The sequence below is a fragment of the Rhizobium sp. PEPV16 genome (genome assembly GCF_008919455.1).
Taxonomy (GTDB): Bacteria; Pseudomonadota; Alphaproteobacteria; order Rhizobiales; family Rhizobiaceae; genus Rhizobium; species Rhizobium leguminosarum_Q.
The window spans coordinates 24,126-46,626 of sequence record NZ_VSZV01000318.1 but is presented as its reverse complement, the minus strand read 5'-3'; the positions used below and the strand labels follow the sequence as shown (position 1 = coordinate 46,626).

The following is a 22,501-nucleotide window of genomic DNA, read 5'->3' as shown; positions in this document are numbered from 1 at the left end:
GCCGATGCCATAGAGCAGCAGCAGGCCGCCCGAGACCTTGACGAAATCCTCCGACGCCGCGAAGTCGTTCGCGTGGGCGACGGCGATCGGATAGAGCGTATTCGCCACGGCGCCGTAAAGGACGACGAGCCCGATCAGCAAAGCGGGGGACGTCGGGTGGAGCAGGAAGATCAGCAGGCCGGCAAGGGCGGCGATCCCCGACATGGCGGCAAGCACGTAGCGCCGGTCGATGCGATCGGAAAGCCGGCCGGCCGGCAGCTGCATCACGGCCCCGGCGAAGATGGTGGCGCTCATCATGACGGCGATGCTGGTGTCGGAGAGGCCGGCGCCGGCGCCGAAGACGGCGCCGAGCGTGCCGTAGGCACCGTTGGCGATGCCGACGAGCAGGATGCCGAGGCAGGAGACCGGCGAGTTGCGATAGAGCGCCGGGAGATCGAGGCGCACCGCTTTCAGCGGCTGCGGCGAAGCGGCGGTCGACAGCGTCGTCGGCAGCATGGCGATGCAATAGAAGATGCCGCAGATCATGAACAGAACCGGAGTGCGCACATCCTCGAGCGGGATCATCATCTGGCCGCCGACGACGCCGATGAGTGTGATGCCGATATAGAGCGAGAAGATCGCGCCGCGGCTCTCGTTGCTGGCGCGCTCGTTCAGCCAGCTTTCGATGATCATCGACGTGCCGGCGGTGGAGAAGCCGGTGACGGCGCGCAGGACCACCCACCAGATCGGATCGATGATGATGCCGCTGACCAGCGCAATGATGGCGATGATCGAGATGAAGCCGGAAAAGGCACGCACATGGCCGACGCGGCGCACGATCTTCGGCGCAACCAGGCAGCCGATGACGAAGCCCCCGGCCCATGAGGTGCCGAGCAGGCCAAGCGTCGTCGTTCCGTAGCCTTCGAGATTGCCGCGCACCGGAAGCAGGATGCCCTGCAGGCCGTTGCCCATGAAAAGGAAGAGCGTGCCAAAGAGCAGCGCGGCGACGGACAGCAGATTTCTCTTCATTTCCCCAGACTCGGTCTTAGCGATTTGCAATGACATAAGGCAGGACCTGCGTCAGCCCAGCCTCAAGATGATTGATTGTGCCCCGGAATGTCTTTACGGCGTGTCGAGATCCTCTTGTTCGCGCGGAAAAATGTCCGTCCTGTGACATTCCGAAAAACGGAAAAAATAAAGCATGACAAAGCTGATAGCCTTGCTGCTCATCCTTGCCATGGCGACACAGGTGATCAAGCCGCTCGGGCTTCCCGGCCTCAGGCGGCGAATGGATTTCTGGAAGCTCGCGCTGATCGCTTTCGCCGTCTGGGCAGTGGCTCTGCTTTCGCGCGATTTGCTGATGTAGCCCCGGACTAAGTCTAACGCAGGGGTACGGTCCGAACTGCGACCGTCAGTCTTGCAAGCTAATTTCTCCGCGCATGACGGAAACGCAGCCTCCCGAGATGACGACATCGGTGACGATGCCGTCGGATTTCACGACATCAAGGGTGATGACGCTGCGGCGGCCCATTTCGACGCCCTGTTCAATGGTGATGCGGGCGTTCATATGGGCCTCCGGCGCAAGCGAGACGAGATAGGCACCAAGCGCCGCTGACGCGCTGCCCGTTGCCGGATCTTCGGGCACGTTGTCGAGGGGCGCGAACATGCGGGCGCGAATATTCCACGGATTTTCGGCTGTCCTCACATAGAGGAAGAGCGAGAAGTCGTGGCCGCTCGTCGCCTGACGGCCAGCAGCTGCCTGGAACCCGGCAAGGTTTGGGCGGACGGCGGCCAGCGCCTCGAGCCCATTCACCTCTGCAACGGCGAAATTCAGGCCGACGGATGCAAAGACCGGGGCATGGGTGGTGCTGACGATGACACCGGGGTCGAGCGAGACGCAGCCGGCGATGGTTTCCGCGGCGATGGTGTCGCCGATCGTCAGCGGCTGCGGCGCGCGGATGGCGGCAGCAGCAACCTTTCCGCCGCTGCGTTTCAGGCTGACTTCGACGATGCCGGCCTTTTCTTCGAAACGCAGCGTATCGCCGACCGGCTTGCCGAAAATCTCCGCCTGCTGGCCGAGCACATAGGCGGTGCCGACGTTCGGATGGCCGGCAAAGGGTATTTCCATCGTCGGGGTGAAGATGCGCACGCGGGCGGAATTTTGCGGGTCTTCCGGCGGCAGGACGAAGGTGACTTCGGAATAATTGAACTCGGTGGCGATCTTTTGCATCGCCGCATCGCTCAGATCGCGCGCATCGGAGATGACGGCAAGCGGATTGCCCTCGAAGCGGGTGGAGGTGAAGACATCGACGGTGACGTAGGAGAGGGTGTTCATGGCGGCTCCTGTTGTGACAGGGCGCTATGAGTAATCACGGTTTTTCGCGGAACGAAGCGGTTTCTTGTCGCCGTGACAATGAGAGGGAAGGAAACGGCAGAGAGGGCAGGAAGCTGCGTTCGCCGCTCCCTGCCCATTAGTTCAAAGCTCCAAAAACTCAGGCGGCCTTTTCCAGGTCTTTCTTCCAGTTGCCCTTGGCGGCAAGGCTGTTCATCTCGGCGCGGTGGGTGAATTCGCGCTGGCCGGCAGCGACGTTTTCCTGCTTGCCGTTCCAGGCCCTGAGCGCGCTGTCCTGCAGGGCGCGGCCGTAGGAGAAGGTGACGAACCAGGGCAGGTCGCCGCTGGCATTGATCGCCGAAAGATGGGCTGTCGCTTCTTCGGTCGTCTGGCCGCCGGAAAGGAAGGCGATGCCGGGAACGGCAGGAGGTACGGTCGCCTTCAGCACCTTGACGGTGCGTTCGGCAACTTCCGCGACCGAGGCCTTGCGGGCGTTCTTGCCGTCGATCACCATGTTCGGCTTGAGGATCATGCCTTCGAGGTTGACGCGGGCATCGGCCAGTTCCTCGAAAACGATGCGCAGCGTGGACTCGGTCACTTCGGCGCAGCGGTCGATATTGTGGTCGCCCGGTTTGCCGTCCATCAGGCATTCCGGCTCGACGATCGGAACGATCCCGGCTTCCTGGCAAAGTGCGGCATAACGAGCAAGCGCCTGAGCGTTGGCGCGGACGGAACCGCGGGTCGGCAAGATTGACGAGATGGCGATGACGCCGCGCCACTTGGCGAAGCGGGCGCCGGCTTCATAATATCTGGCGAGGCGCTCGCCGAGGCCGTCGAGGCCTTCGGTGATGGTTTCAGCGGGATATTTGGCCATCGGCTTGGCGCCGGTATCGACCTTGATACCGGGGATGGCGCCGGCTGCGCGGATGATATCGACGAAGGGCGTGCCGTCCGCGGCCTTTTGGAACAACGTCTCTTCGAAGAGGATGACGCCGGAGATATATTTCTTCATCGCCTCGTCGGAGCGGAAGAGCATCTCCCGGTAGTCCCGCCGGCTCGTTTCGGTCGATTCGAGGTTGATCGTGTCGAAACGCTTCTTGATGGTGGAGGTCGATTCATCGGCGGCGAGCAGCCCCCGGCCGCCCGCAACCATCTGCACTGCAATGTCTTCCAGTCGTTCGCTCATTTCGTTCTCTCCACAACAATAAACATCGGCACTTGAGGAATATAGAACGCGGATAACAGAAGTTGATAGCGAGGAAAATGGAAGGCTAAGTCATTGAAACGATTGAATCCAATTCAATCGTTTGAAAATTTGGGATTTTTTTCATCATCTGAGCAAAAGACCGCGGAAGCTGTTTTTCTTCAACGGTCTATCCACATGTAAAATCTGCGAAATCAGTCTGGGTAGTTATTTAGCAGCGTTGAGGACGGCGACGCCGGGAAGCTCTTTGCCTTCCATCCATTCGAGGAAGGCGCCGCCGGCGGTCGAGACATAGGTGAAATCGTCGGCAACGCCGGCATGGTTGAGCGCCGAGACGGTATCGCCGCCGCCGGCAACGGAGGTGAGCTTGCCGGCTATGGTGCGCCCAGCGGCGTATTTCGCGGCAGCGACCGTTGCAGCATCGAAGGGCTCGATCTCGAAGGCGCCGAGCGGGCCGTTCCAGACCAGGGTTGCGGCGCGCTCGATCCAGGCATTGATGGCCTCAACGGATTTCGGGCCGACATCGAGCACCATGGCATCGGCAGGAATGGCGTTGATATCGACCGTCTCATTGGCGGCGCCCGCCTTGAACTCGCGAGCGATCACGCCATCCTCGGGCAGGATAATGGCGCAGCCGGCGGTGGCGGCCTCGATCATGATTTGCTTGGCGGTCTCGGCGAGATCATGTTCGCAGAGCGACTTGCCGACATTGGTGCCGCGGGCGGCGATGAAGGTATTGGCCATGCCGCCGCCGATGACGAGCGCATCGACCTTCTTCACGAGGTTCATCAACAGGTCGATCTTGGTGGAGACCTTGGCGCCGCCGACGATCGCAACGACAGGGCGAGCGGGATCACCGAGGCCCTTTTCCAACGCTTCCAGCTCGGCCTGCATGGTGCGGCCGGCATAGGCCGGCAGGTGGTGGGCAAGGCCCTCGGTCGAGGCATGGGCGCGGTGGGCGGCCGAGAAAGCGTCGTTGACATAGATGTCGCCGTTGGCGGCAAGCGCCTTGGTGAAATCGGGGTCGTTGTTTTCCTCGCCCTTGTGGAAGCGGGTGTTTTCCAGAAGCAGGATATCGCCGTCATTCATCGCGGCAACGGCGGAGGCGGCGGCTTCGCCGATGCAGTCGGAGGCCGTCAGCACGGCATGATCAAGCACTTCCTCGACGGAAGGGGCGATCAACGACAGCGACAGCTCCGGCGAAGGGCCATCCTTCGGCCGGCCAAAATGGGCGAGCAGGATCACCTTGGCACCCTTTTCGGACAATTCGAGGATCGTCGGCGCCACACGCTCGATGCGCGTCACATCGCTGACCTTGCCGTCTTTCACCGGGACGTTGAGGTCGACGCGGACGAGAACGCGCTTGCCGCGGATGTCGGAAAGATCGTCGAGGGTCTTGAAAGAAGGCATGGGGAGGATCCTGTCGTGGTTGGCGAAAGTTGCGCCGAACATAGCAAGGATCATTCGAGACGCAAGGCGTTCAGCGGCCGTTTTCGCGTGTGCCTTCGTCGCGTCCGGCCGGTGGTTTCGGTGTGCTTTCGGAAGCTGCGGTTTCCCGGTTCCGGCGTCCGTTCAACCGGTCGCGGATGCGCTGGATGATGTCCTTGAGATTGAGGAAGATCGGCAGCGTAATTGCCGGTTCGACTGCTTCGAGCGACATGCCGACGGAGGTGATGTGATCGTGCTCGTCGAGATCGCGGACGATGAGGATGATCGAGCCGAGGCGGACGCGGTCGGCATAATCGGCCTTGCCGCCGAGGCGCTGGCGCATCAATTCGGCGATCGTCAGGCCCTTTTCGGATTCGTTGAGCAGGCCGGGGCCATAGGCGGCGTCGAGATCGGCGGCGGGGCGGGCGGGAGAGAGCGCGAAGGCCCCGAAGAATTCGGCATCGTCGTCATCGACAGGCGCCCGGCTGGCGAAGAGCCGGTCGAGCAGGCGGGAATAGCTCGGCACGATGAACAGGTAGACGAGATCGTGCTCGCGCAGCCGCCCGGCATATTGATAGCGCATCGACTTGCCGTCGCGGATGACGAGCGAGGGGGTCGCCCAGCGCGGAATGCGCTCGCCGCGTAGCACCGGGCTATCCTTGATGACGCGGTAGGAGAGCAGTTCGTGGTTGGCCGCGCCCGGCAGGTCGACCTCGACCTTGTCGACGGCGCCGATGCGCGGCGGAATGATCAGCCCGAGCTTCTTGGCGACGGGTTTGATCGTCCAGCCCTGGAGGAGCAGCGAGACCAGCACGATGATGAAGGCGGTGTTGAAATAGATCTGGCCGTTCTCAAGCCCGCCGAGGATCGGCATGATGGCAAGCAGGATGGAGACGGCGCCGCGCAGGCCGACCCAGGCAACGAAGCCGATTTCCTGCTGCGTGTAATCGAAGGGAAGCAGCGACAGCCAGATCGCCAACGGCCGGGCGACGAAGATCAGGAAGAGGGCGAGCAGGATGGCCGGCACGATGATGGCAGGGAATTGCGACGGCGTGGCGAGCAGGCCGAGCACCAGGAACATGATGATCTGCGCCAGCCAGGTCATGCCGTCCTGGAAGCGCTTGATGGTGCCGATCGCCTGCATCTTGCGGTTTCCGGCGTAGATGCCGGCAACATAGACGGCGAGGAATCCGCTGCCGCCAACCGCGCCGGTGAAGGAGAAGACGAGAAGAGCGAGCGCCAGCACGAAGATCGGTGTCAGGCCGCGATCGGTATCGAGCTTGCTGACGATCAGCACGATCATCATGCCGCCGAGCAGGCCGAGAATGACGCCGAGGCCCATCTGCTGCACGAACATGGCGAGCATGCCGATATTGATGCCGGCATAACGCTCGCCGCTCGCCAGCACCTCGACGAGGGCGATGGTGAGGAAGATCGCCATCGGGTCGTTGGTGCCGGATTCGACTTCCAGCGTCGAGCGCACCTTGTCACGGATGTTGATGCCGCCGATGCGCAGCAGGAAGAAGACGGCGGCGGCATCCGTCGATGCGACGATCGAGCCGAGCAGCAGTCCTTCCAGCCAAGTGAAATTCAAAAGCCACATGGCGGCGAAGGCAAAGAGCGAGGCGGTGATCAGCACGCCGACCGAGGCGAGCGCCAGAGAGGGCACGGCCGCCAGCCGGAAGGCCTGTATCGGCGTGCCGAAGCCTGAATCGAACAGGATGACGGCCAGCGCGATGGAGCCGAGAATATAGGCGAGATAATTGTTGCTGAACTCGATGCCGAGGCCATCGACGCCGGCAGCAAGGCCGATCATCAGGAAGAGCAGCAGCAGGGGGGCGCCGAAGCGGAAGGCGAGCAGGCTCGAAAAAGCGGCAAGAAGCACGAGTGCCGTCGACACCAGCACCACGATATAGAACGCTTCCATGCCCACCCCTTTCCATCGACTGCTTCGCGAACACAGCCGCCCCGGCCGATCCGCCTTTATTTAACCCCCTCCGTCACGCGCGGCGATCCGTCAGTAAACGGCAAAACGTCAGAGAAGGGTAGGCCTTGCGGCTTAACCTCGTCGCGATGCTGCTTCATGCTGCTGAACGGCTGCCGGACGGCCAACCGACACGGAATGCTACGGGAGAAAGTCTCTATAAGGAATGTATAGGAAAATCAGGCGAGAGCAGGGCAAAAGAGACAGGCACGGATTTTTCCTGCCGGTATCTGCGAATGGAAACAACATAAGACACGCTCCTCACTTCACGCGGCCCGTTTGCCTTGTCCGATGACGGGAAGACTGGATTGCACGCGCGGATGCGGAGAGGAGGAAAATGAGCGCTGAGATATTTCGATATCGGGTGGAAATGCCGGCCGCCCAGCGAGAGCAGCCGGCTGTAGTTTTGTGCCAGAAGCGGCCGGCCCTTGCTCAGTTATCCCAACACTGCCTGAAGTATGACGATGGCGAGAAACGAGAGGCCAATGAACGCGGCAGCCGAGATGACCAGACGATTGGCCTTTGCCAGCACGGCAGGTCTGACGTCCCGCTTGGGGTGAAACCGCTGCCGCCGTTTGAGGGTGGTATGGGACAAGCGTTTTTGTGCCTCTGCCATTTATCACCTCCCTTGGCTCATTAGCCATTGTGCAGCGCTGCGTATTTCCTCAATCTAGCACGCTTGGCCAGCGGATTGCCAACCCGTGCAGCGAAGCCTATCGAATTCGTCGCTTCGATATGGCTTCGAAACCGGTGCGGATCGGCGCTCAGTCTTCTGTGTTCTCGCCCTCATCGGTCAGATCCGCGACCGGGACCAGGAAAACGACGAACTCGTCCTCGATGGTCCGTTCGGGATCGTCGTCGAATTCATAGGCGTGCTCGACTTCGCTTGCTTCCTCGGCCGTTGCCTTGCGCAAGCTCAGGGTCGCTTTGCGGTCCCAAAGAGGCTGGCCTTCGGATTCCAGGACGGTCAAATCGTCGCGAAAGTCTTCCGCCTCGAAGAAATGCGTCGCTTCCTCGTGATTTTCCGAGCGAAAACTGGCAATGGCGCGGCCGGCGATTTCAACGGTAAAGTAATCCATCCATCTCTCTCATTTTCATGCGGGCGACAGTGCTGACGCACGGTATTGGCGTTCCGTACCTGGCCGGTGGCCGATGCGGCGTGAGGAAACTGGGCATTTTGGAATGTCCAGGGTGACGTATTCTAACAGATCTCACCCGGGCAAGGGGCGAAAAGATGCCAGTGCGGGAAGGCTGGCTTCGTTTGGAGGCACGGCAATAAAAAGCGGCCCGGTTTCCCGGGCCGCTTGCATGTCGATGCCTCAAGAGCGCTCAGATGAGCTTGGCGAAAGCGACTGCCGTGTCGGACATGCGGCTGGAGAAGCCCCACTCGTTGTCGTACCAGGACAGGACGCGCACGAAGTTGCCTTCCATGACCTTGGTCTGATCGGTTGCGAGGATCGAGGAGTGGCTGTCGTGGTTGAAGTCACGGGAGACGAGCGGCTCGTCGGTGTAGCCGAGGATGCCCTTCAGCTTGCCGTTGGCAGCAGCCATGATGGCTTCGTTGATTTCGCCAACGCTGGTCGCCTTCTTGGAGACGAACTTGAAGTCGACGACCGAAACGTTCGGGGTCGGAACGCGGATCGAGGTGCCGTCGAGCTTGCCTTTCAGATGCGGCAGAACGAGGCCGACTGCCTTGGCTGCACCCGTCGAGGTCGGGATCATGGAAAGGGCGGCCGCGCGGGCGCGATACAGATCCTTGTGCATCGTGTCGAGCGTCGGCTGGTCGCCGGTGTAGGAGTGGATGGTCGTCATGAAGCCGTGGTCGATGCCAACGGCGTCGTCGAGAACCTTCACGACCGGCACCAGGCAGTTGGTGGTGCAGGACGCGTTGGAGATGACCAAGTGCTCCTTGGTGAGCTGGTCATGGTTGACGCCGAAGACGACCGTGAGGTCGGCACCATCGGCAGGCGCCGAGACGATGACGCGCTTGGCGCCGGCAGTCAGGTGAGCGGCAGCCTTGTCGCGGGCGGTGAAGATGCCGGTGCATTCCATCGCGATGTCGACGCCGAGTTCGCGGTGCGGGAGCGTTGCCGGATCCTTGATCGCCGTGACCTTGATCGGCTTGCCGTTGCCGACGATGATCGTGTCGCCCTCGACCTTCACCGTTGCCGGGAAGCGGCCGTGGATCGAGTCGTAGCGCAGCAGGTGGGCGTTGGTTTCAACCGGGCCGAGATCGTTGATGGCGACGACTTCGATGTCGGTGCGGCCGGATTCGACGATGGCGCGAAGGACGTTGCGGCCGATGCGGCCGAAACCGTTGATGGCAACCTTGACTGTCATGTTCATTCACTCCCGATAGAGTAGGGCCCGATAGCGAGGGCCTGGAATTGAGGAGATGGAGAGCGCCTCAAGGCGCCCTCATTAAAGCTTTGCTTCGGCGGCCGCAACGACGGCGTCGGCGGTGATGCCGAAATGCTTGTAAACTTCCTTGACCGGGCCGGAAGCGCCGAAGCTCTTCATGCCGATGAAGGTACCTTCCGGTCCAATGAACGCATCCCAGCCTTCGCGAACGGCGGCTTCGACGGCGATCTTGACCGGCGAGTTGCCGAGAATTTCCTTGCGATAGGCTTCCGGCTGCTCGAAGAACAGTTCCGTGCAGGGAACCGATACGACGCGGACGGTGACGCCCTTGGCTTCGAGTGCCGTACGCGCCGCAACGGCGATTTCGACTTCCGAGCCGGAAGCGAAGATCGTCACCTTGGCGTCGGCATTGCCGGCCAGCGTGTAGGCGCCCTGTTCGCAGAGGTTCTTTTCGCTGTATTCGGTGCGGGATGGCGTGAGGTTCTGGCGCGTCAGAGCAAGGCCCGAGGGACGGTTGTGCGTCTTGATGGCGATCTGCCAGCATTCCGCCGTTTCCGTGGCGTCGGCCGGACGGAAGACCATCAGGTTCGGGATGGCGCGCAGACCGGCAAGCTGTTCGACCGGCTGGTGCGTCGGGCCGTCTTCGCCGACGCCGATCGAGTCATGCGTCAGGACGTGAATGACGCGGATGCCCATCAGCGAAGCAAGGCGGATCGGCGGGCGGCAATAATCCGAGAAGATCAGGAAGCCGCCGCTATAGGGGATGAGGCCGCCATGCAGCGCAATGCCGTTCATGGCAGACGCCATGCCATGCTCGCGGATGCCCCAATGCATGTAACGACCGGCGAAATCCGTTGGCGTGATCGAATGCATCTGGCTGGTCTTGGTGTTGTTCGACGGCGTCAGATCCGCAGAGCCGCCGAGCGTCTCCGGCAGGAAGCCGTTGATGACCTCGAGCGCATCTTCCGAAGCCTTGCGGGTCGCAACCGTCGGCTTGGTCTCGGCGAGCTTCTTTTTATATGCGCTGATCGCGGCGTCGAAACCTTCCGGCAGCTCGCCTGCCATGCGGCGGGTGAACTCGGCCCGGGCCGGAGCCTTGGCGAGGCCGTCTTCCCAGGACTTGACGAGGTCGACGGAGCGGGCGCCGGCTGCACGCCAGCTGTCGAGAACATCAGATGGGATGACGAAGGCTTCGGATTCCCAGTTCAGCGCCTTGCGGGTGGCGGCGATTTCCTCGGCGCCGAGCGGGTTGCCATGGACTTTGTGGGTACCGGCCTTGTTCGGGGCGCCGAAGCCGATGATCGTCTTGCAGGCGATGAAGGTCGGGCGGTCGGACTTATGGGCAGCTTCGATTGCGGCGGCAATAGCGGCCTGATCGTGACCGTCGATCTCGATCGTGTTCCAGTGTACCGCCTTGAAGCGGGCGACCTGATCGGTGGAATCCGACAGCGAGACGGCGCCGTCGATGGTGATCGAGTTGTTGTCCCAGAACAGGATGAGCTTGTTGAGCTTCAGATGGCCGGCGAGCGCGATGGCTTCGTGGCTGATGCCTTCCATCAGGCAGCCGTCGCCGCAGATCGCATAGGTATAGTGATCCTGGAGATCGGAGCCGAACTCCTCGCGCAGCTTGCGTTCGGCAATCGCCATGCCGACGGAATTGGCAATGCCCTGGCCGAGCGGACCGGTCGTCGTTTCGATGCCGGTCGCGTGACCGTATTCCGGATGGCCGGCGGTCTTCGAGCCGAGCTGGCGGAACTGCTTCAGATCCTCGATCGTCATATCGGGATAGCCGGTCAGATAAAGCAGCGAATAAAGCAGCATCGAGCCATGGCCGGCCGACAGCACGAAGCGATCGCGGTTCGGCCAGTGCGGCTTCTTCGGATCGAACTTCAGATATTTAGTGAACAGGACCGTCGCCACGTCAGCCATGCCCATCGGCATGCCCGGGTGGCCGGAGTTCGCCTTTTCAACGGCATCCATGGCGAGAAAACGGATCGCATTCGCCATCCGGTCGTGTTGTTCGGGAGAGGTCATGGCTTTTCCGCAAGTTCCGGGTGTCGGGGGATGGCCTCGAGCCTCCAAGACCATCGAGTGAAAGCGGCAGAGACATAGCAGTTGGGACGGGCAAGTCAATAAATGGCAGGCCAAATCCGGGCGTGCAGCGGCGATTTTTGACATTTGATCGCGCGATTGTACAAATGACGAATCTGATGTGACGGGCATGTGTAAAACGCTCATCCACAGGATAGGCCGGTGGGCAGGTGACGGGATTTATTGACGGGCCGTTTACGAGCGGCATATCCTTTTGAAAACGCAGGATCGGCGCGGCGTGCCGATTCGCGGATCCTGCGCGGGAATCGGAAAGACATGATGCCCACAGGCAAAACCATGGAAGCAGCGCTCAACGAATTGAGACAGGCGATATCGAGCCTCGAAAACGCCGTCGACATGCGTGTCGAGCGGCAGCGCGAGCAGGGCGAGATTGAGGGCGAGGTGCGGCGTGTGCACGCGGACCGTTCGCGGCTGGCGCAGGAGCTCGACCAGGCCGAATTCCGCGCCAACCGGCTGGAAGAGGTCAATCGCGAGGTATCGCGGCGGCTGGTGACGGCCATGGAAACGATCCGCGCGGTTCTGGATCGCTGATGAGAGAGAGTTTCGCATGGCGCAGGTGACGGTAACGATCGACGGCAAGGCCTATCGTATGGCCTGCGAAGAAGGGCAGGAGGATCACCTGACCGATCTCGCCAACCGCTTCGACGGCTATGTCGGCCATCTCAAGGATCAGTTCGGGGAAATCGGCGATCTCAGGATCACCGTCATGGCCGGCATCATGGTTGTGGATGAAATTTCCGAACTGACGCGCCGCGTCGCCGGATTGGAATCCGAGCTCGAGTCGCTGCGCGGCAACCGCGATACGGTGCTTGCAGCGACCGCCCGCACCGAGGAAAACCTAGCCGCGGCGCTCAGTGAGGTTTCGAGCCGCATCCGCGGCATCACCGACAAGCTGAACGGCCGGTCCGCCCCCGAACTCAATTGATCTCAATTAAATAAGGACGGCTTGCTGCTGCCACTGGCGCGTCGGCGCAAACGACCTTATATATCGGCATGCGGTCTGCGCCTCTCGACAGGAACCACAATCCCTGGGGCCATACTCGATCCAAAGGGAGCTGTCCCTGGCCAGGCCCGTGGGCCTGGACACACGGCGCCCACCTACGTTTGTAGGCACCCAGGATCGTAAACATCCATCGGTGGTCGTGGATCGCACCCTTTCCTTCTATTTTCAGCGAAGACGCCGGATCGACAGCGAGCATCAGGAAGGTTCTTGTCGGAAAGAGCAACAATTTCGCTCTCAGCGGCGATCGTCGTCTTGTCCTTGGTATACCGGGTACGGCCCTTCGGCGAAGACCTCGTCGTGATAGCCCTTGGAGCCGACATTCAGCGCCAAAGGGCTTCGCCACTCCCTGTTGTCGCGCAGGCAATCAAGCACGAAACGGAAATCATATCGCGGCCGCCAGCCGAGTTCCCGTCTTGCGCGTTCGTTGACATAGACACGGTCGAGCGAAGGAAACATCTTCCAGCCGCGTGATGCGTAAAGGGCGCCTGCACCTGGGAACAGTCGTTCGACGACGTGAGGCGCATCGCGCCGGATCGCGGCGAGATCACTTGCCGAAAACGGCGTCGTGGCGGAGATGATGTAGCGGCCAAAGCCGATTGCCGGCGCCTTTTCGAGCGCCAGCAGATGGGCGCCGACCACGTCGCTGATATCGACGCGGCGGTGAAGAAGCTCGTTGGCCTGGGCATTCTCTGCCGAATAGCCGTTGCGAATGTCAGGATCGTCGTCGTTTTCGGGGAAGAAGCGCGACGTTCTGAGAATGACCACCGGCAGGCCGGATTTGCGGGCGAAGAGTTCGCACAGACCTTCGGCGGCGAGTTTCGTCACGCCGTAGATGTTTTTCGCGAAGGGAAGCACGTCCTCGGTCACCCATGCCGCCGGTTCGCCGGCAGCCGGCGTCAATGCCGCGCCGAAGGTGCTGGTGGTGCTGGTGAAGACGAAGCTTGCAACGCCTGCGGCGACCGCTTCTTCCAGCAGGCTGAGGGTGCCGGCGATATTGGTGTCGAGGACATCGTAATTGCCGTGGGTTGCCACATGCGGCTTGTGCAGCGTTGCGGCATGGATGACGTGGCTGATGCCTGACATTGCCTGCCGGACGAAGGCGCGATCACTGATCGAGCCGACCATGTCGGTTAAAGCCGAGGGCTTGATATCGATGCCGCGCACCCAGCGGCTTTCCGACCTCAAGGTTCGCATCAGCGCCTCGCCGAGATGGCCGGCACTTCCCGTTACCAATATCGTCATCACATCGTCTCCTGACCGTTCGGCGGCGGACGCTATAAAGACTAAGGTTTTCAGACAACGCATAAATTATGCATGGGCGTGCAGGAAAGCTTGAGGCTCAGCCGATGGTCGTAACAAGGCGGCCGGTGCTGCCGTCGGAAAGCATGATCCGTTCCCAGGTCACGCGGCCGTCGGCGATCGGCAGCAGCGCATTGCCGTTGGTGCCGGTATCGAAGGTCAGCGACGAGAGCCTGCCCTCATGCCAGCCGGACTCTTCGAGCGACTGCTCGGCAGCGGCGATTTCGGCGGAGGCGTAGGAGAACAGAGAACGGCCGAGAAAGGCGCCGAGCGGCGCCCGCCACTCCGCCTGTCGTGGGCGAGAGGCGGAGAGCAGACGGTGGGTGCGGTCGCAGATCAGATGCACCGGCCGGACGGAATCCTCGACCAGCCGCTTCAGCGCCGCATCGACTGTTGCATGTTGCTGTGAGCTGAAAATCCGCTCCAGCTTGGCGGCCTGTTCGGCCGATAGGGCGAGCTGATCGCGCTCCCAGCGTGAGACCGTCGCCTGGTTGACGCCGAGGAGTTCGGCGAGGTGTCCCTGCTTCATGCTGCGCAGCAGCCGCATGCGGCGTAAGCCGGCGCCCGATATCGTCATTTGCCTGATCCCGTGCCGTTTTGGCCAGCATAAAGCTTTGGCTGACCGACCGGCATGCTGTTGGGCGGCTGGATCATTATTCGGGCTGCCCATCGAGGTCGCCCTTCAGCCGGTCGAGAATAGACAAGGAATGGCCGGCATAGGCGCTGATCCAGCGGTCATAGATGTGTTTGATCGGCAGGCTGTTCAGGTGGTTCCAGCGCTCGCGGCCTTCCTTCCTGGCGATGACCAGGTCAGCCTCTTCCAGCACCTTCAGATGCAGCATCACCGTACAGCGATCCATCTGCGGAAACATCTCGCAAAGGGTCCCTGTGGTTCGGGGACCCTCCTTGAGCAGATCGAGGATTTCGCGGCGGCGATGATGCGCCAGCGCCTTGAAAACGGGGTCGTCGGTTGATTCGCTTGACATGTTATATTTTTATAACATAATGGTGCCAGGCACAATGGAGAAGAGGAGAAGTGTCATGTCTCTTGGAATCCGCGTTTCCGGCCGTATCGGCCGCCCCGTCGCAGAGGTTTTCGACGCCGTCGTCAACCCGAAGAAACTCAGCAGCTATTTCACCACGATCGGCGGAGCGAGCGCGCCGCTCATGAAGGGCACGACGGTGACCTGGTGGAAGGATGCGCCGGTCGAGGTCGTCGATCTGGTGCCGGAAAGCCGCATCGTGCTGCGCTGGGATGGTGGCACTGGCGAAGACAAGGCGACCTACAAGACGCTGGTGGAGATGGACTTCAAGCCGCTGGAGGATGGTGGCACGCTGGTGACGATTGCCGAGAGCGGCTGGCGCGAGGACGAGGCCGGCCGGCGCGGCACCTATCTCAACTGCGAAGGCTGGACGCAGATGCTCTGCAGCATGAAGGCCTTCGTCGAATATGGCATCAATCTGCGCGAAGGCATGTTCCTCAGCGAAATGAAGGGTGAGCCGGCCAGCGCGCCGGACGTTTGAGGAGAAAGGTCATGACGGAACTTCTTTATGGCGGCGTCGATATTGCGATGAAGGTGCCGCCGCACCAGTATCAGGCGACGGTCGCCTTCTATCGCGATGTCATCGGCCTCAAGCAGATCGGCGAAGGGGATGCGGCGCTGTTCGCTCTCGGGCCGATCCGGCTCTGGATCGACGAGGTGCCGGCGATGAGCCAGGCGGAACTCTGGCTGGAATTGATGACACCGGATCTCGAGAGGGCTGCCGCGCATCTCGAAACGGCAGGTGTCATTCGCTGCGATCCGATCGAGGCGTTGCCGGAGGATCTGCGCGGCGCCTGGATCGTCAATCCGGCTGGTATCGTGCATCTGGTGCGCGAGGCGCAATAGTCGCATTCGTCAATATGACCGAGACTTCGCTTGCCTGTCACACCGCGGGTGCTAATTTCCGGATTCGATACTTCATTTCGGTTTCCAGGAGATTCATTATGCAGCTTGGCATGGTTGGTTTGGGCCGCATGGGCAATTATATGGTCCAGCGCTTGATGCGAGGCGGTCACGAATGCGTTGTCTACGACGCCAGGCCGGAAAGCGTTGCCGAGCTCGCAGGCCTCGGTGCGACAGGCAGCGCTTCGCTCGCGGAATTCGTCTCGAAACTCGCCCATCCGCGCGCGATCTGGCTGATGCTGCCGGCGGCGATCGTCGACAAGGTACTGGCGAGCCTGGTGCCGCTGCTTGAGAATGGCGATATCGTCATCGACGGCGGCAACTCCTATTATCATGACGATATCCGCCGCGGCGCGGACCTCATCACCAAGGGCATCCACTATGTCGATGTCGGCACCAGCGGCGGCGTCTTCGGCCTCGAGCGCGGTTATTGCCTGATGATCGGCGGCGAGAAGGGCATCGTCGAACACCTTTCCCCGATCTTCGCGACGCTGGCGCCCGGCGTCGGCAAGACCGAAGCCTCGCCGAACCGGAGCCCCGAAGCGGCTGCGATCAGCACCGCGGAACAGGGTTACCTGCATTGTGGCCCGCATGGTGCCGGTCATTTCGTCAAGATGGTGCATAACGGCATCGAATACGGCCTGATGGCTGCCTATGCCGAAGGTATCAATATTCTGAAACATGCCAATATCGGCGCTGCCTCGCACGAGCCGGATGCGGAAACCGCGCCGCTCGCCCATCCGGAACATTTCCAATACGACTTCAACCTGCAGGATGTCGCCGAAGTCTGGCGCCGCGGCAGCGTCATCACTTCCTGGCTGCTCGATCTCACGGCCGATGCGCTGCATGCCGATCCGGCACTGGCCAAATATGCAGGCCGGGTTTCGGACAGCGGCGAAGGCCGCTGGACGATCATGGCGGCAATTGACGAAAGCGTGCCGACGCCGGTGCTGAGTGCTGCGCTCTACGGCCGTTTCTCCTCGCGCGACAATGACGAATTCGCCAATAAGGTGCTGTCGGCGATGCGCGCGGGCTTCGGCGGCCACGTGGAAAAACCAGCCGCGAAATCCTGAAACAATTCAGTTACAGCGCCCTGCGGCTCTCGAAAAGACGCGTGGCGCTGTAGCGCGCGCCGTCATAGCCGAGGCCGTCAGGTGGCGCAGATGGCGGGCTTGCATCTCGCGCCGCGCCCGGCATTGATCTTCGCGGCGGCAACGGTGCTGACACTTCTCAGCCTCAGCTGGCCACCGCTCAGCCAGAGCATCGCGATCGTCTGCGTCGTCGCGCTCCTCGTCCGGCGCTTTACGATCTGCTTCGGCGGCGTGCTGGTCGTCGATCTCATCGGGCTGCCGAGGGTGGATGAAGAACGGCAGCGTATCACCGCTGCGATCATGCCCGGGCCGACGGTCGCATTGTTCTAATACCGGCGCTGTGCGACTTTCGTCATCTTTCATTTTCGGCTGGGTGACAATTCAGTCGATGATGACGAAGCCCGGCGAGCAATTCGTCATCCGCCGCAATGCGTCGGCGATGATCCGCAATGCCTTCAAGGAAAACGGCATCGAATTTGCCGTGCCGACGGTGCAGGTGGCGGGCGATCGAGACGCGGAGGTGGATGCTGCCGTCGCGCGCTATGCGGCGCATGCGCGGGCGGGCGCCGAGCCGGCTCCATGAACCGCTTCACATCGCGCTGGCGGCTGCGATCAGCAGACCGCCGATGATCGCCATGTTGGTTTTCCAGGTATTGATCGCGCTGTCGCGCGCCGTTCCCTGCATGTCCCAGAAATTCAGCAGCATGACGGTGGCCGCCAGCGTGAAGATGATGAGGCCGAATGCCGCTGCCGTGACGAAAAGGCCGAGCATCAGCAGGATGCCGGCGACGATCTGGAACATGCTGCCCAAGACCAGCACTCCTTTCGCAAAAGGGACGCCGCGGGCTTCGATCGCGTCGGTCAGCGGCACGATGACGAAAAAATGATGAATGCCGCCAGCGACATAGAGGCCGCCCAGCAGCAGACGTCCGAGGGCAAGTATTACGAAGGCCGCATCACCCTGCATATCGAACCTTTCTCCCGCGTCTCAAATCTCCATCGAGGGCAAGGCTCTGCCGAAGCTTACGAAAATGCAATGTGCGGCGACGCCCGCCTGCGCAAATTCGCCCCAATTGAGGATGATTGAGGCGCAAAGGGCGAGGTGGGGTAGCGGTGGCATGGCTTCAGAGAGCTTCTATGCCTCTTATGTTACGTCATCTGAAATGATTCCGCTGGCGGTCACAGGGTACGCGAATGTCGGGGCACGGCAATTTGGAAGAGATTGAAGAAACGGACGGGTTTTCTTTTGGCGGGCTCTTCAGACGGTACAGAACACCGCTGTTGGCCGCCGCGTCGCTCGTAGTCTTCTGCCTCGTCGGTTACGCGATCATGCAGCTCACCAACGAGGTGCGTTACGACGACGTCGTCGAAGCGCTGGCGGCGACCAAGCCGAGCGCCATCCTGCTTGCGTTGTTCTTCACAGCGCTCAGTTTCCTCGCGCTGATCTTCTACGACCTCAACGCCATCGAGTACATCGGCAAGAGGCTGCCCTTTCCGCATGTGGCGCTGACGGCGTTCAGCGCTTATGCCGTCGGCAATACCGCCGGTTTCGGCGCGCTTTCGGGCGGCGCGATCCGCTACCGCGCTTATACCCGCCTCGGGCTCTCGCCGGAGGATATCGGCCGCATCATCGCCTTCGTCACGCTGTCCTTCGGATTGGGGCTTGCGGGCGTTGCGGCAATCGCCCTCATCGTCATCGCCGACGAGATCAGTCCGCTGATCGGGGTCAGCGCCTTCCTCCTGCGGCTGATCGCCGGTTCGATCGTCGCCGTTCTGGGCGCGGTGATGATTATCGGCCGTGACGGGCGCGTGCTCGATCTTGGCCCTGTGGCAATCCGCCTGCCGGATTCTCGCACCTGGTCGCGGCAGTTCCTCGTCACCGTCTTCGATATCGCCGCCTCGGCGTCGGTACTCTATGTGCTGTTACCGCAGACGGCCATCGGCTGGCCGGTCTTCCTCGCCGTCTATGCGATCGCCGTCGGTCTCGGCGTGCTCAGTCACGTTCCGGCCGGGCTCGGCGTGTTCGAGACCGTGATCATCGCCTCGCTCGGCAGCGCGGTGAACATCGATGCCGTGCTCGGATCACTGGTGCTCTACCGGCTGGTCTACCATGTGCTGCCGCTGCTGATCGCCGTGCTCGCGGTCGCGGCGGCGGAGCTGCGTCGTTTCGTCGATCATCCGGCCGCCTCCAGTATGCGGCGCATCGGCGGGCGGCTGATGCCGCAGCTGCTGTCGGCTCTCGCGCTGCTGCTCGGCGTCATGCTGGTGTTTTCGAGCGTCACGCCGACGCCGGACCAGAACCTCGAATTCCTCTCCAACTATCTGCCGCTGTCGATGGTCGAAGGCGCGCATTTCCTCTCCAGCTTGCTGGGGCTGGCCCTCGTCGTCGCCGCGCGCGGCCTCGGCCAGCGGCTCGACGGCGCCTGGTGGGTGGCCGTATTCTCGGCGCTTGCCGCGCTGACTTTGTCGCTGCTGAAGGCGATCGCGCTCGTCGAAGCCGCTTTTCTCGCCTTCCTCATCTTCGGGCTCTTCGTCAGCCGCCGGCTCTTTACCCGCCAGGCTTCGCTGCTCAACCAGGCGCTGACGGCGTCCTGGCTGATGGCGATCGCCGTCATCGTCGTCGGCGCCGTCGTCATCCTGCTCTTCGTCTATCGCGACGTCGAATACAGCAACCAGCTCTGGTGGCAGTTCGAATTCACCGCCGAAGCGCCGCGCGGGCTGCGCGCCGTCCTCGGCATTACCATCATCTCGTCGGCGATTGCGGTCTTCAGCCTGCTCCGGCCGGCGACCTTCCGGCCGGAACCGGCGACGGACGAGGCGCTGGCGCGCGCCGTCGAGATCGTCATGAAGCAGGGCAATGCCGACGCCAATCTGGTGCGCATGGGCGACAAGAGCATCATGTTCTCGGAAAACGGCGATGCTTTCATCATGTATGGCCGGCAAGGGCGCTCCTGGATCGCGCTGTTCGATCCGGTCGGCGACCATCGCGCCGTGCAGGAACTCGTCTGGCGTTTCGTCGAAGCGGCGCGTGCCGCCGGCTGCCGGGCCGTGTTCTACCAGATATCGCCGGCGCTGCTGTCCCATTGCGCCGATGCCGGCCTTCGCGCCTTCAAGCTCGGCGAACTGGCGGTGGCCGATCTCAGGACCTTCGAGATGAAGGGCGGCAAATGGGCGAACCTTCGCCAGACGGCAAGCCGCGCCCAGCGCGACGGGCTGGAATTCGCCGTCGTCGAACCGCAGGACCTGTCTTTGGTCATCGATGATCTAGCCGCCGTTTCGACGGCCTGGCTCGAGCATCACAATGCCAAGGAAAAGGGCTTCTCGCTCGGCGCCTTCGATTCCGATTATGTCTCCTCGCAGCCGGTCGGCATCCTGAAGAAGGACGGCAGGATCGTCGCTTTCGCCAATATCCTCGTGACCGAATCCAGACAGGAGGGCACGATCGATCTCATGCGCTTCTCGCCGGACGCGCCGAAGGGCTCGATGGACTTTCTCTTCGTGCAGATCATGGAATATCTGCGCGGGCAGGGTTTCACCCACTTCAATCTCGGCATGGCGCCTCTCTCCGGCATGTCAAAACGCGAGGCGGCGCCTGTCTGGGACCGCATCGGCAGCACCGTCTTCGAACACGGCGAGCGCTTCTATAACTTCAAAGGCCTTCGGGCATTCAAATCCAAGTTTCATCCGCACTGGCAACCGCGCTATCTTGCAGTCTCCGGAGGAGGCAATCCGATCATCGCGTTGATGGACGCGACATTTCTGATTGGGGGCGGATTGAAAGGGGTAGTGAGAAAATGATCAGGACAATCCTTCTTGCCACGGCATGCGCCTGCATGCTCGCGGCCGCACCGGCTGATGCCGCCGAGGAAACCACGCAGAGCTTCGAAACCGGGCTCATTCCGTCGCCGCACATCTTCCTGCCGGAAGGGGAGGTGAAGGGCACGGTGATGCTGATCTCGGATGCGGCCGGCTGGGGCGACTATGAGAAGGGCGAAGCCGACAGGTTGGTCGCCGAAGGCGCCGTCGTCATCGGCGTCGACTTTCCATCCTATATCCAGGCGCTCAGCCGCTACGACGTCAGCCTCAACGACGGCTGCGTCTATATGGTGTCGGACATCGAATCGCTGAGCCAGCAGGTGCAGCGCGCGACCGGGAACAACGCCTATCACCTGCCGATCGTCGCCGGAATCGGCGAGGGCGGGGCCTTGGCGCTGGCAATCACCGCGCAAACACCGGATGCGACGATCGGCCAGACACTTGCCGTTAATCCGGTCGCCGGCATTCCGCTTGCCAAGGAGCTTTGCACGCCGGCGTCCAAGCAGGTGGTCGGCGAACGCACGGTCTATGGCCTTAGCGACGGCATCCTGCCGGACCCGATCATTACCGTCTTTACGCCTGATGCCAATAAGGATGGCCGGGCGCATGCCGAGGCGCTGAAGAAGGCCCATGACGAGATCGAGATCCGTGATTCCACCGACGATGCGCAGACGGCGTTTGCCGATACCCTCGACGATCTCGTCACCGCCTCCGGCGCTTTCGGCAACCCGCTTGGCCTGCCGCTGGCGGTGCTCGAGGCAACGCCGGCCTTCGATACGATGGCGGTGATCTATTCCGGCGACGGCGGCTGGCGCGACATCGACAAGGAGGTCGGCGGCACGCTGCAGAAGGAAGGCATTCCCGTCGTCGGCGTCGATTCGCTCCACTATTTCTGGTCGGAGCGCAAGCCGGAGGAGACGGCTGCCGATCTTTCGAAGATCATCGATTTCTACCGCAAGCAGTGGAAGGTGAAGCACGTGCTGCTCGTCGGTTATTCCTTCGGCGCCGACGTCGTGCCAGCCACCTACCAGCTCCTCAAGCCAGCCGAAAAGTCGGCGGTGGCGCAATTGTCGCTGCTGTCGCTTTCGCATGAAGTCGACTACGTCATCTCCGTTCTCGGCTGGCTCGGCCAGAAGACGGAAGGGGCGGGAGGTGATCCCGTCGGCGATCTGAAAAACATCGATCCGAAACTCGTGCAATGCATCTACGGTAAGGACGACGATGACGATGTCGCCTGTCCGGCGCTGAAGGACAGCGGCGCCGAGGTCATCGAGCTGCCCGGTGATCATCACTTCGACGAGAATTACGACCTTCTCACCAAGACGATCATCGACGGGCTGAAGAGACGGCTGCAGAACTAATGCATTAGCGTTTCTTCGCTCCAGCCGAGCGCGGTGAGTTCTGTACCACGAAACCGCGCATCGTCGGCAACGATGAATTCGTCGAGTTGCGGCGGAGCGACGCTGGTGCCGGAGAGCATCGCATGCACCTGTCCGCGATGATGGGTCTGATGCTGGAAGAGGTGGGCGAGCACGTCCTCCATCCGCTCCTCTTGGATGCGGTCGCCGCGATGGAGGCTGATGGTCGAGGTGAGCCTCTCTGGCGTCAGGGCCTCGCAAAGCGCCGTCAGGCGCTGATCGACCTTCGCCTGCGCTTCTGCCAGCGAGGAAACGTCATCGAACGGTTCGTCTACCTCGAAGGCCTTGAGCCCGAGCGTGCCGCCTTCCAGGCCGTCGACATAGAACCAGTCGACCGTGATGATATGGTTCAAGGTTTCCTTGATCGAGGGGAAGAAGCTAATGCGTGGCGCTTCGAATTCTCCAGGCTTTAAAGTTGCGCAGGCCTGAAGTAGCCGGCGGTTGGCAAGGGCGTTGTTATAGGCAAGTTTGCGGAATGGCCTGCCAGGATCGAAGGTCGGCATCGGCGCATCTCCTCTTTAAGCGCTT

At 61.8% G+C, this 22,501-nt stretch carries 23 protein-coding genes, 1 other RNA gene and 1 pseudogene; 11 read left to right on the top strand and 14 right to left on the bottom strand.

The features are described 5' to 3' along the window. A partial coding sequence (locus FY112_RS20015) for an MFS transporter (RefSeq protein ID WP_151519108.1) occupies window positions 1–1,008 on the bottom strand: 1,008 nt, incomplete at its 3' end. 172 nt (window positions 1,009–1,180) lie between these two features. Between FY112_RS20015 and FY112_RS36845 the strand changes: the two genes are divergently transcribed. Beyond that, window positions 1,181–1,345 carry a hypothetical protein gene (locus FY112_RS36845; protein ID WP_165504147.1) on the top strand — a complete coding sequence of 55 codons (165 nt, stop codon included), beginning with the start codon at window positions 1,181–1,183 and terminating at the stop codon, window positions 1,343–1,345. A gap of 45 nt (window positions 1,346–1,390) precedes the next feature. Here FY112_RS36845 and FY112_RS20010 read toward each other — a convergent pair whose 3' ends face one another. The 8 genes from FY112_RS20010 to tkt form a co-directional block, all read right to left on the bottom strand. Next, window positions 1,391–2,314: a PhzF family phenazine biosynthesis protein gene (locus tag FY112_RS20010; protein ID WP_131629272.1), complete on the bottom strand. Its 924-nt coding sequence runs from the start codon at window positions 2,312–2,314 to the stop codon at window positions 1,391–1,393. Between the two features lie 157 nt (window positions 2,315–2,471). Further along, window positions 2,472–3,497: a class I fructose-bisphosphate aldolase gene (locus FY112_RS20005; protein ID WP_017962019.1), complete on the bottom strand. Its 1,026-nt coding sequence runs from the start codon at window positions 3,495–3,497 to the stop codon at window positions 2,472–2,474. A 225-nt stretch (window positions 3,498–3,722) separates the two neighbouring features. Further along, window positions 3,723–4,925 (bottom strand): phosphoglycerate kinase, encoded by a 1,203-nt coding sequence (locus tag FY112_RS20000; protein WP_172426325.1) that lies wholly within the window; start codon window positions 4,923–4,925, stop codon window positions 3,723–3,725. 70 nt (window positions 4,926–4,995) lie between these two features. Continuing rightward, a complete protein-coding gene (locus FY112_RS19995) occupies window positions 4,996–6,870 on the bottom strand; it encodes a potassium/proton antiporter (RefSeq protein ID WP_026158864.1) in 1,875 nt (624 codons plus the stop codon). 493 nt (window positions 6,871–7,363) lie between these two features. Further along, window positions 7,364–7,543, bottom strand: a complete 180-nt coding sequence (locus tag FY112_RS19990) for a hypothetical protein (protein WP_020051550.1) — start codon at window positions 7,541–7,543, stop codon at window positions 7,364–7,366. A 148-nt stretch (window positions 7,544–7,691) separates the two neighbouring features. Continuing rightward, a complete protein-coding gene (locus tag FY112_RS19985) occupies window positions 7,692–8,006 on the bottom strand; it encodes a hypothetical protein (protein WP_131644588.1) in 315 nt (104 codons plus the stop codon). Window positions 8,007–8,256: 250 nt separating this feature from the next. Beyond that, window positions 8,257–9,267 carry a type I glyceraldehyde-3-phosphate dehydrogenase gene (gene gap / locus FY112_RS19980; protein WP_024323244.1) on the bottom strand — a complete coding sequence of 337 codons (1,011 nt, stop codon included), beginning with the start codon at window positions 9,265–9,267 and terminating at the stop codon, window positions 8,257–8,259. Window positions 9,268–9,348: 81 nt separating this feature from the next. Then, window positions 9,349–11,322, bottom strand: coding sequence for a transketolase (gene tkt, locus FY112_RS19975; RefSeq protein WP_131644587.1), 1,974 nt, complete (start codon window positions 11,320–11,322; stop codon window positions 9,349–9,351). Window positions 11,323–11,655: 333 nt separating this feature from the next. Between tkt and FY112_RS19970 the strand changes: the two genes are divergently transcribed. The 3 genes from FY112_RS19970 (at window position 11,656) to ssrS (ending at window position 12,553) form a co-directional block, all read left to right on the top strand. Then, a complete protein-coding gene (locus FY112_RS19970) occupies window positions 11,656–11,931 on the top strand; it encodes a DUF4164 domain-containing protein (RefSeq protein WP_012758879.1) in 276 nt (91 codons plus the stop codon). Window positions 11,932–11,947: 16 nt separating this feature from the next. After that, complete coding sequence (locus tag FY112_RS19965) at window positions 11,948–12,325, top strand: cell division protein ZapA (protein WP_027668249.1); 378 nt, start codon at window positions 11,948–11,950, stop codon at window positions 12,323–12,325. A gap of 69 nt (window positions 12,326–12,394) precedes the next feature. Then, window positions 12,395–12,553: non-coding RNA, 6S RNA (gene ssrS / locus FY112_RS19960), on the top strand. Between the two features lie 84 nt (window positions 12,554–12,637). Here ssrS and FY112_RS19955 read toward each other — a convergent pair. The 3 genes from FY112_RS19955 to FY112_RS19945 all read right to left on the bottom strand — a co-directional run bounded on the left by FY112_RS19955 (window position 12,638) and on the right by FY112_RS19945 (window position 14,688). Next, window positions 12,638–13,645: an NAD(P)-dependent oxidoreductase gene (locus FY112_RS19955; RefSeq protein ID WP_151519107.1), complete on the bottom strand. Its 1,008-nt coding sequence runs from the start codon at window positions 13,643–13,645 to the stop codon at window positions 12,638–12,640. Window positions 13,646–13,742: 97 nt separating this feature from the next. Further along, window positions 13,743–14,279 carry a helix-turn-helix transcriptional regulator gene (locus FY112_RS19950; RefSeq protein ID WP_131644585.1) on the bottom strand — a complete coding sequence of 179 codons (537 nt, stop codon included), beginning with the start codon at window positions 14,277–14,279 and terminating at the stop codon, window positions 13,743–13,745. 76 nt (window positions 14,280–14,355) lie between these two features. Next, entirely contained in the window at window positions 14,356–14,688 is a 333-nt protein-coding gene (locus tag FY112_RS19945) for a helix-turn-helix domain-containing protein (protein ID WP_027668253.1), read from the bottom strand. Between the two features lie 55 nt (window positions 14,689–14,743). On the opposite strand from FY112_RS19945, the gene FY112_RS19940 reads away from it, so the two are divergent. The 5 genes and pseudogenes from FY112_RS19940 to FY112_RS36840 all read left to right on the top strand — a co-directional run bounded on the left by FY112_RS19940 (window position 14,744) and on the right by FY112_RS36840 (window position 17,322). After that, on the top strand, window positions 14,744–15,226 hold the full coding sequence (locus tag FY112_RS19940) for an SRPBCC domain-containing protein (protein ID WP_131644584.1): 483 nt from the start codon (window positions 14,744–14,746) through the stop codon (window positions 15,224–15,226). Window positions 15,227–15,237: 11 nt separating this feature from the next. Further along, window positions 15,238–15,591 (top strand): glyoxalase/bleomycin resistance/dioxygenase family protein, encoded by a 354-nt coding sequence (locus FY112_RS19935; RefSeq protein ID WP_027668255.1) that lies wholly within the window; start codon window positions 15,238–15,240, stop codon window positions 15,589–15,591. A 98-nt stretch (window positions 15,592–15,689) separates the two neighbouring features. Then, on the top strand, window positions 15,690–16,721 hold the full coding sequence (gene gnd, locus FY112_RS19930; RefSeq protein ID WP_131644583.1) for a phosphogluconate dehydrogenase (NAD(+)-dependent, decarboxylating): 1,032 nt from the start codon (window positions 15,690–15,692) through the stop codon (window positions 16,719–16,721). 69 nt (window positions 16,722–16,790) lie between these two features. Beyond that, window positions 16,791–17,130: pseudogene (locus tag FY112_RS19925) on the top strand (mechanosensitive ion channel protein); the annotation flags it as partial. Further along, window positions 17,128–17,322 (top strand): mechanosensitive ion channel family protein, encoded by a 195-nt coding sequence (locus FY112_RS36840; RefSeq protein WP_026158861.1) that lies wholly within the window; start codon window positions 17,128–17,130, stop codon window positions 17,320–17,322. The pseudogene FY112_RS19925 and the gene FY112_RS36840, both read left to right, overlap by 3 nt. A gap of 6 nt (window positions 17,323–17,328) precedes the next feature. On the opposite strand, the gene FY112_RS19920 is transcribed toward FY112_RS36840, so the two are convergent. Further along, window positions 17,329–17,706, bottom strand: a complete 378-nt coding sequence (locus FY112_RS19920; RefSeq protein WP_017962005.1) for a DoxX family protein — start codon at window positions 17,704–17,706, stop codon at window positions 17,329–17,331. Between the two features lie 227 nt (window positions 17,707–17,933). On the opposite strand from FY112_RS19920, the gene mprF reads away from it, so the two are divergent. Both mprF and FY112_RS19910 read left to right on the top strand, forming a co-directional pair. Continuing rightward, on the top strand, window positions 17,934–20,537 hold the full coding sequence (mprF, locus tag FY112_RS19915; protein WP_151519106.1) for a bifunctional lysylphosphatidylglycerol flippase/synthetase MprF: 2,604 nt from the start codon (window positions 17,934–17,936) through the stop codon (window positions 20,535–20,537). Continuing rightward, window positions 20,534–21,916 (top strand): AcvB/VirJ family lysyl-phosphatidylglycerol hydrolase, encoded by a 1,383-nt coding sequence (locus FY112_RS19910; RefSeq protein WP_017962003.1) that lies wholly within the window; start codon window positions 20,534–20,536, stop codon window positions 21,914–21,916. The genes mprF and FY112_RS19910 overlap by 4 nt, the downstream gene beginning before the upstream one ends. On the opposite strand, the gene FY112_RS19905 is transcribed toward FY112_RS19910, so the two are convergent. Continuing rightward, complete coding sequence (locus tag FY112_RS19905; protein WP_151519105.1) at window positions 21,913–22,476, bottom strand: DinB family protein; 564 nt, start codon at window positions 22,474–22,476, stop codon at window positions 21,913–21,915. The two genes, FY112_RS19910 and FY112_RS19905, sit on opposite strands and share 4 nt — an antisense overlap. Between the last annotated feature and the right edge of the window lie 25 nt (window positions 22,477–22,501).

Coding starts and splice junctions, on each gene's coding strand:
- tkt (WP_131644587.1), bottom strand. CDS start 11,322: ATGACCTCTCCCGAACAACACGACCGGATGGCGAATGCGATCCGTTTT.
- FY112_RS19950 (WP_131644585.1), bottom strand. CDS start 14,279: ATGACGATATCGGGCGCCGGCTTACGCCGCATGCGGCTGCTGCGCAGC.
- FY112_RS36845 (WP_165504147.1), top strand. CDS start 1,181: ATGACAAAGCTGATAGCCTTGCTGCTCATCCTTGCCATGGCGACACAG.
- FY112_RS19910 (WP_017962003.1), top strand. CDS start 20,534: ATGATCAGGACAATCCTTCTTGCCACGGCATGCGCCTGCATGCTCGCG.
- FY112_RS19970 (WP_012758879.1), top strand. CDS start 11,656: ATGATGCCCACAGGCAAAACCATGGAAGCAGCGCTCAACGAATTGAGA.
- gap (WP_024323244.1), bottom strand. CDS start 9,267: ATGACAGTCAAGGTTGCCATCAACGGTTTCGGCCGCATCGGCCGCAAC.
- FY112_RS19945 (WP_027668253.1), bottom strand. CDS start 14,688: ATGTCAAGCGAATCAACCGACGACCCCGTTTTCAAGGCGCTGGCGCAT.
- gnd (WP_131644583.1), top strand. CDS start 15,690: ATGCAGCTTGGCATGGTTGGTTTGGGCCGCATGGGCAATTATATGGTC.
- FY112_RS36840 (WP_026158861.1), top strand. CDS start 17,128: ATGATGACGAAGCCCGGCGAGCAATTCGTCATCCGCCGCAATGCGTCG.
- FY112_RS19905 (WP_151519105.1), bottom strand. CDS start 22,476: ATGCCGACCTTCGATCCTGGCAGGCCATTCCGCAAACTTGCCTATAAC.
- FY112_RS19985 (WP_131644588.1), bottom strand. CDS start 8,006: ATGGATTACTTTACCGTTGAAATCGCCGGCCGCGCCATTGCCAGTTTT.
- FY112_RS19995 (WP_026158864.1), bottom strand. CDS start 6,870: ATGGAAGCGTTCTATATCGTGGTGCTGGTGTCGACGGCACTCGTGCTT.
- FY112_RS20000 (WP_172426325.1), bottom strand. CDS start 4,925: ATGCCTTCTTTCAAGACCCTCGACGATCTTTCCGACATCCGCGGCAAG.
- FY112_RS19965 (WP_027668249.1), top strand. CDS start 11,948: ATGGCGCAGGTGACGGTAACGATCGACGGCAAGGCCTATCGTATGGCC.
- FY112_RS19955 (WP_151519107.1), bottom strand. CDS start 13,645: ATGACGATATTGGTAACGGGAAGTGCCGGCCATCTCGGCGAGGCGCTG.
- FY112_RS19940 (WP_131644584.1), top strand. CDS start 14,744: ATGTCTCTTGGAATCCGCGTTTCCGGCCGTATCGGCCGCCCCGTCGCA.
- FY112_RS19935 (WP_027668255.1), top strand. CDS start 15,238: ATGACGGAACTTCTTTATGGCGGCGTCGATATTGCGATGAAGGTGCCG.
- FY112_RS20005 (WP_017962019.1), bottom strand. CDS start 3,497: ATGAGCGAACGACTGGAAGACATTGCAGTGCAGATGGTTGCGGGCGGC.
- FY112_RS20010 (WP_131629272.1), bottom strand. CDS start 2,314: ATGAACACCCTCTCCTACGTCACCGTCGATGTCTTCACCTCCACCCGC.
- FY112_RS19920 (WP_017962005.1), bottom strand. CDS start 17,706: ATGCAGGGTGATGCGGCCTTCGTAATACTTGCCCTCGGACGTCTGCTG.
- FY112_RS19990 (WP_020051550.1), bottom strand. CDS start 7,543: ATGGCAGAGGCACAAAAACGCTTGTCCCATACCACCCTCAAACGGCGG.
- mprF (WP_151519106.1), top strand. CDS start 17,934: ATGTCGGGGCACGGCAATTTGGAAGAGATTGAAGAAACGGACGGGTTT.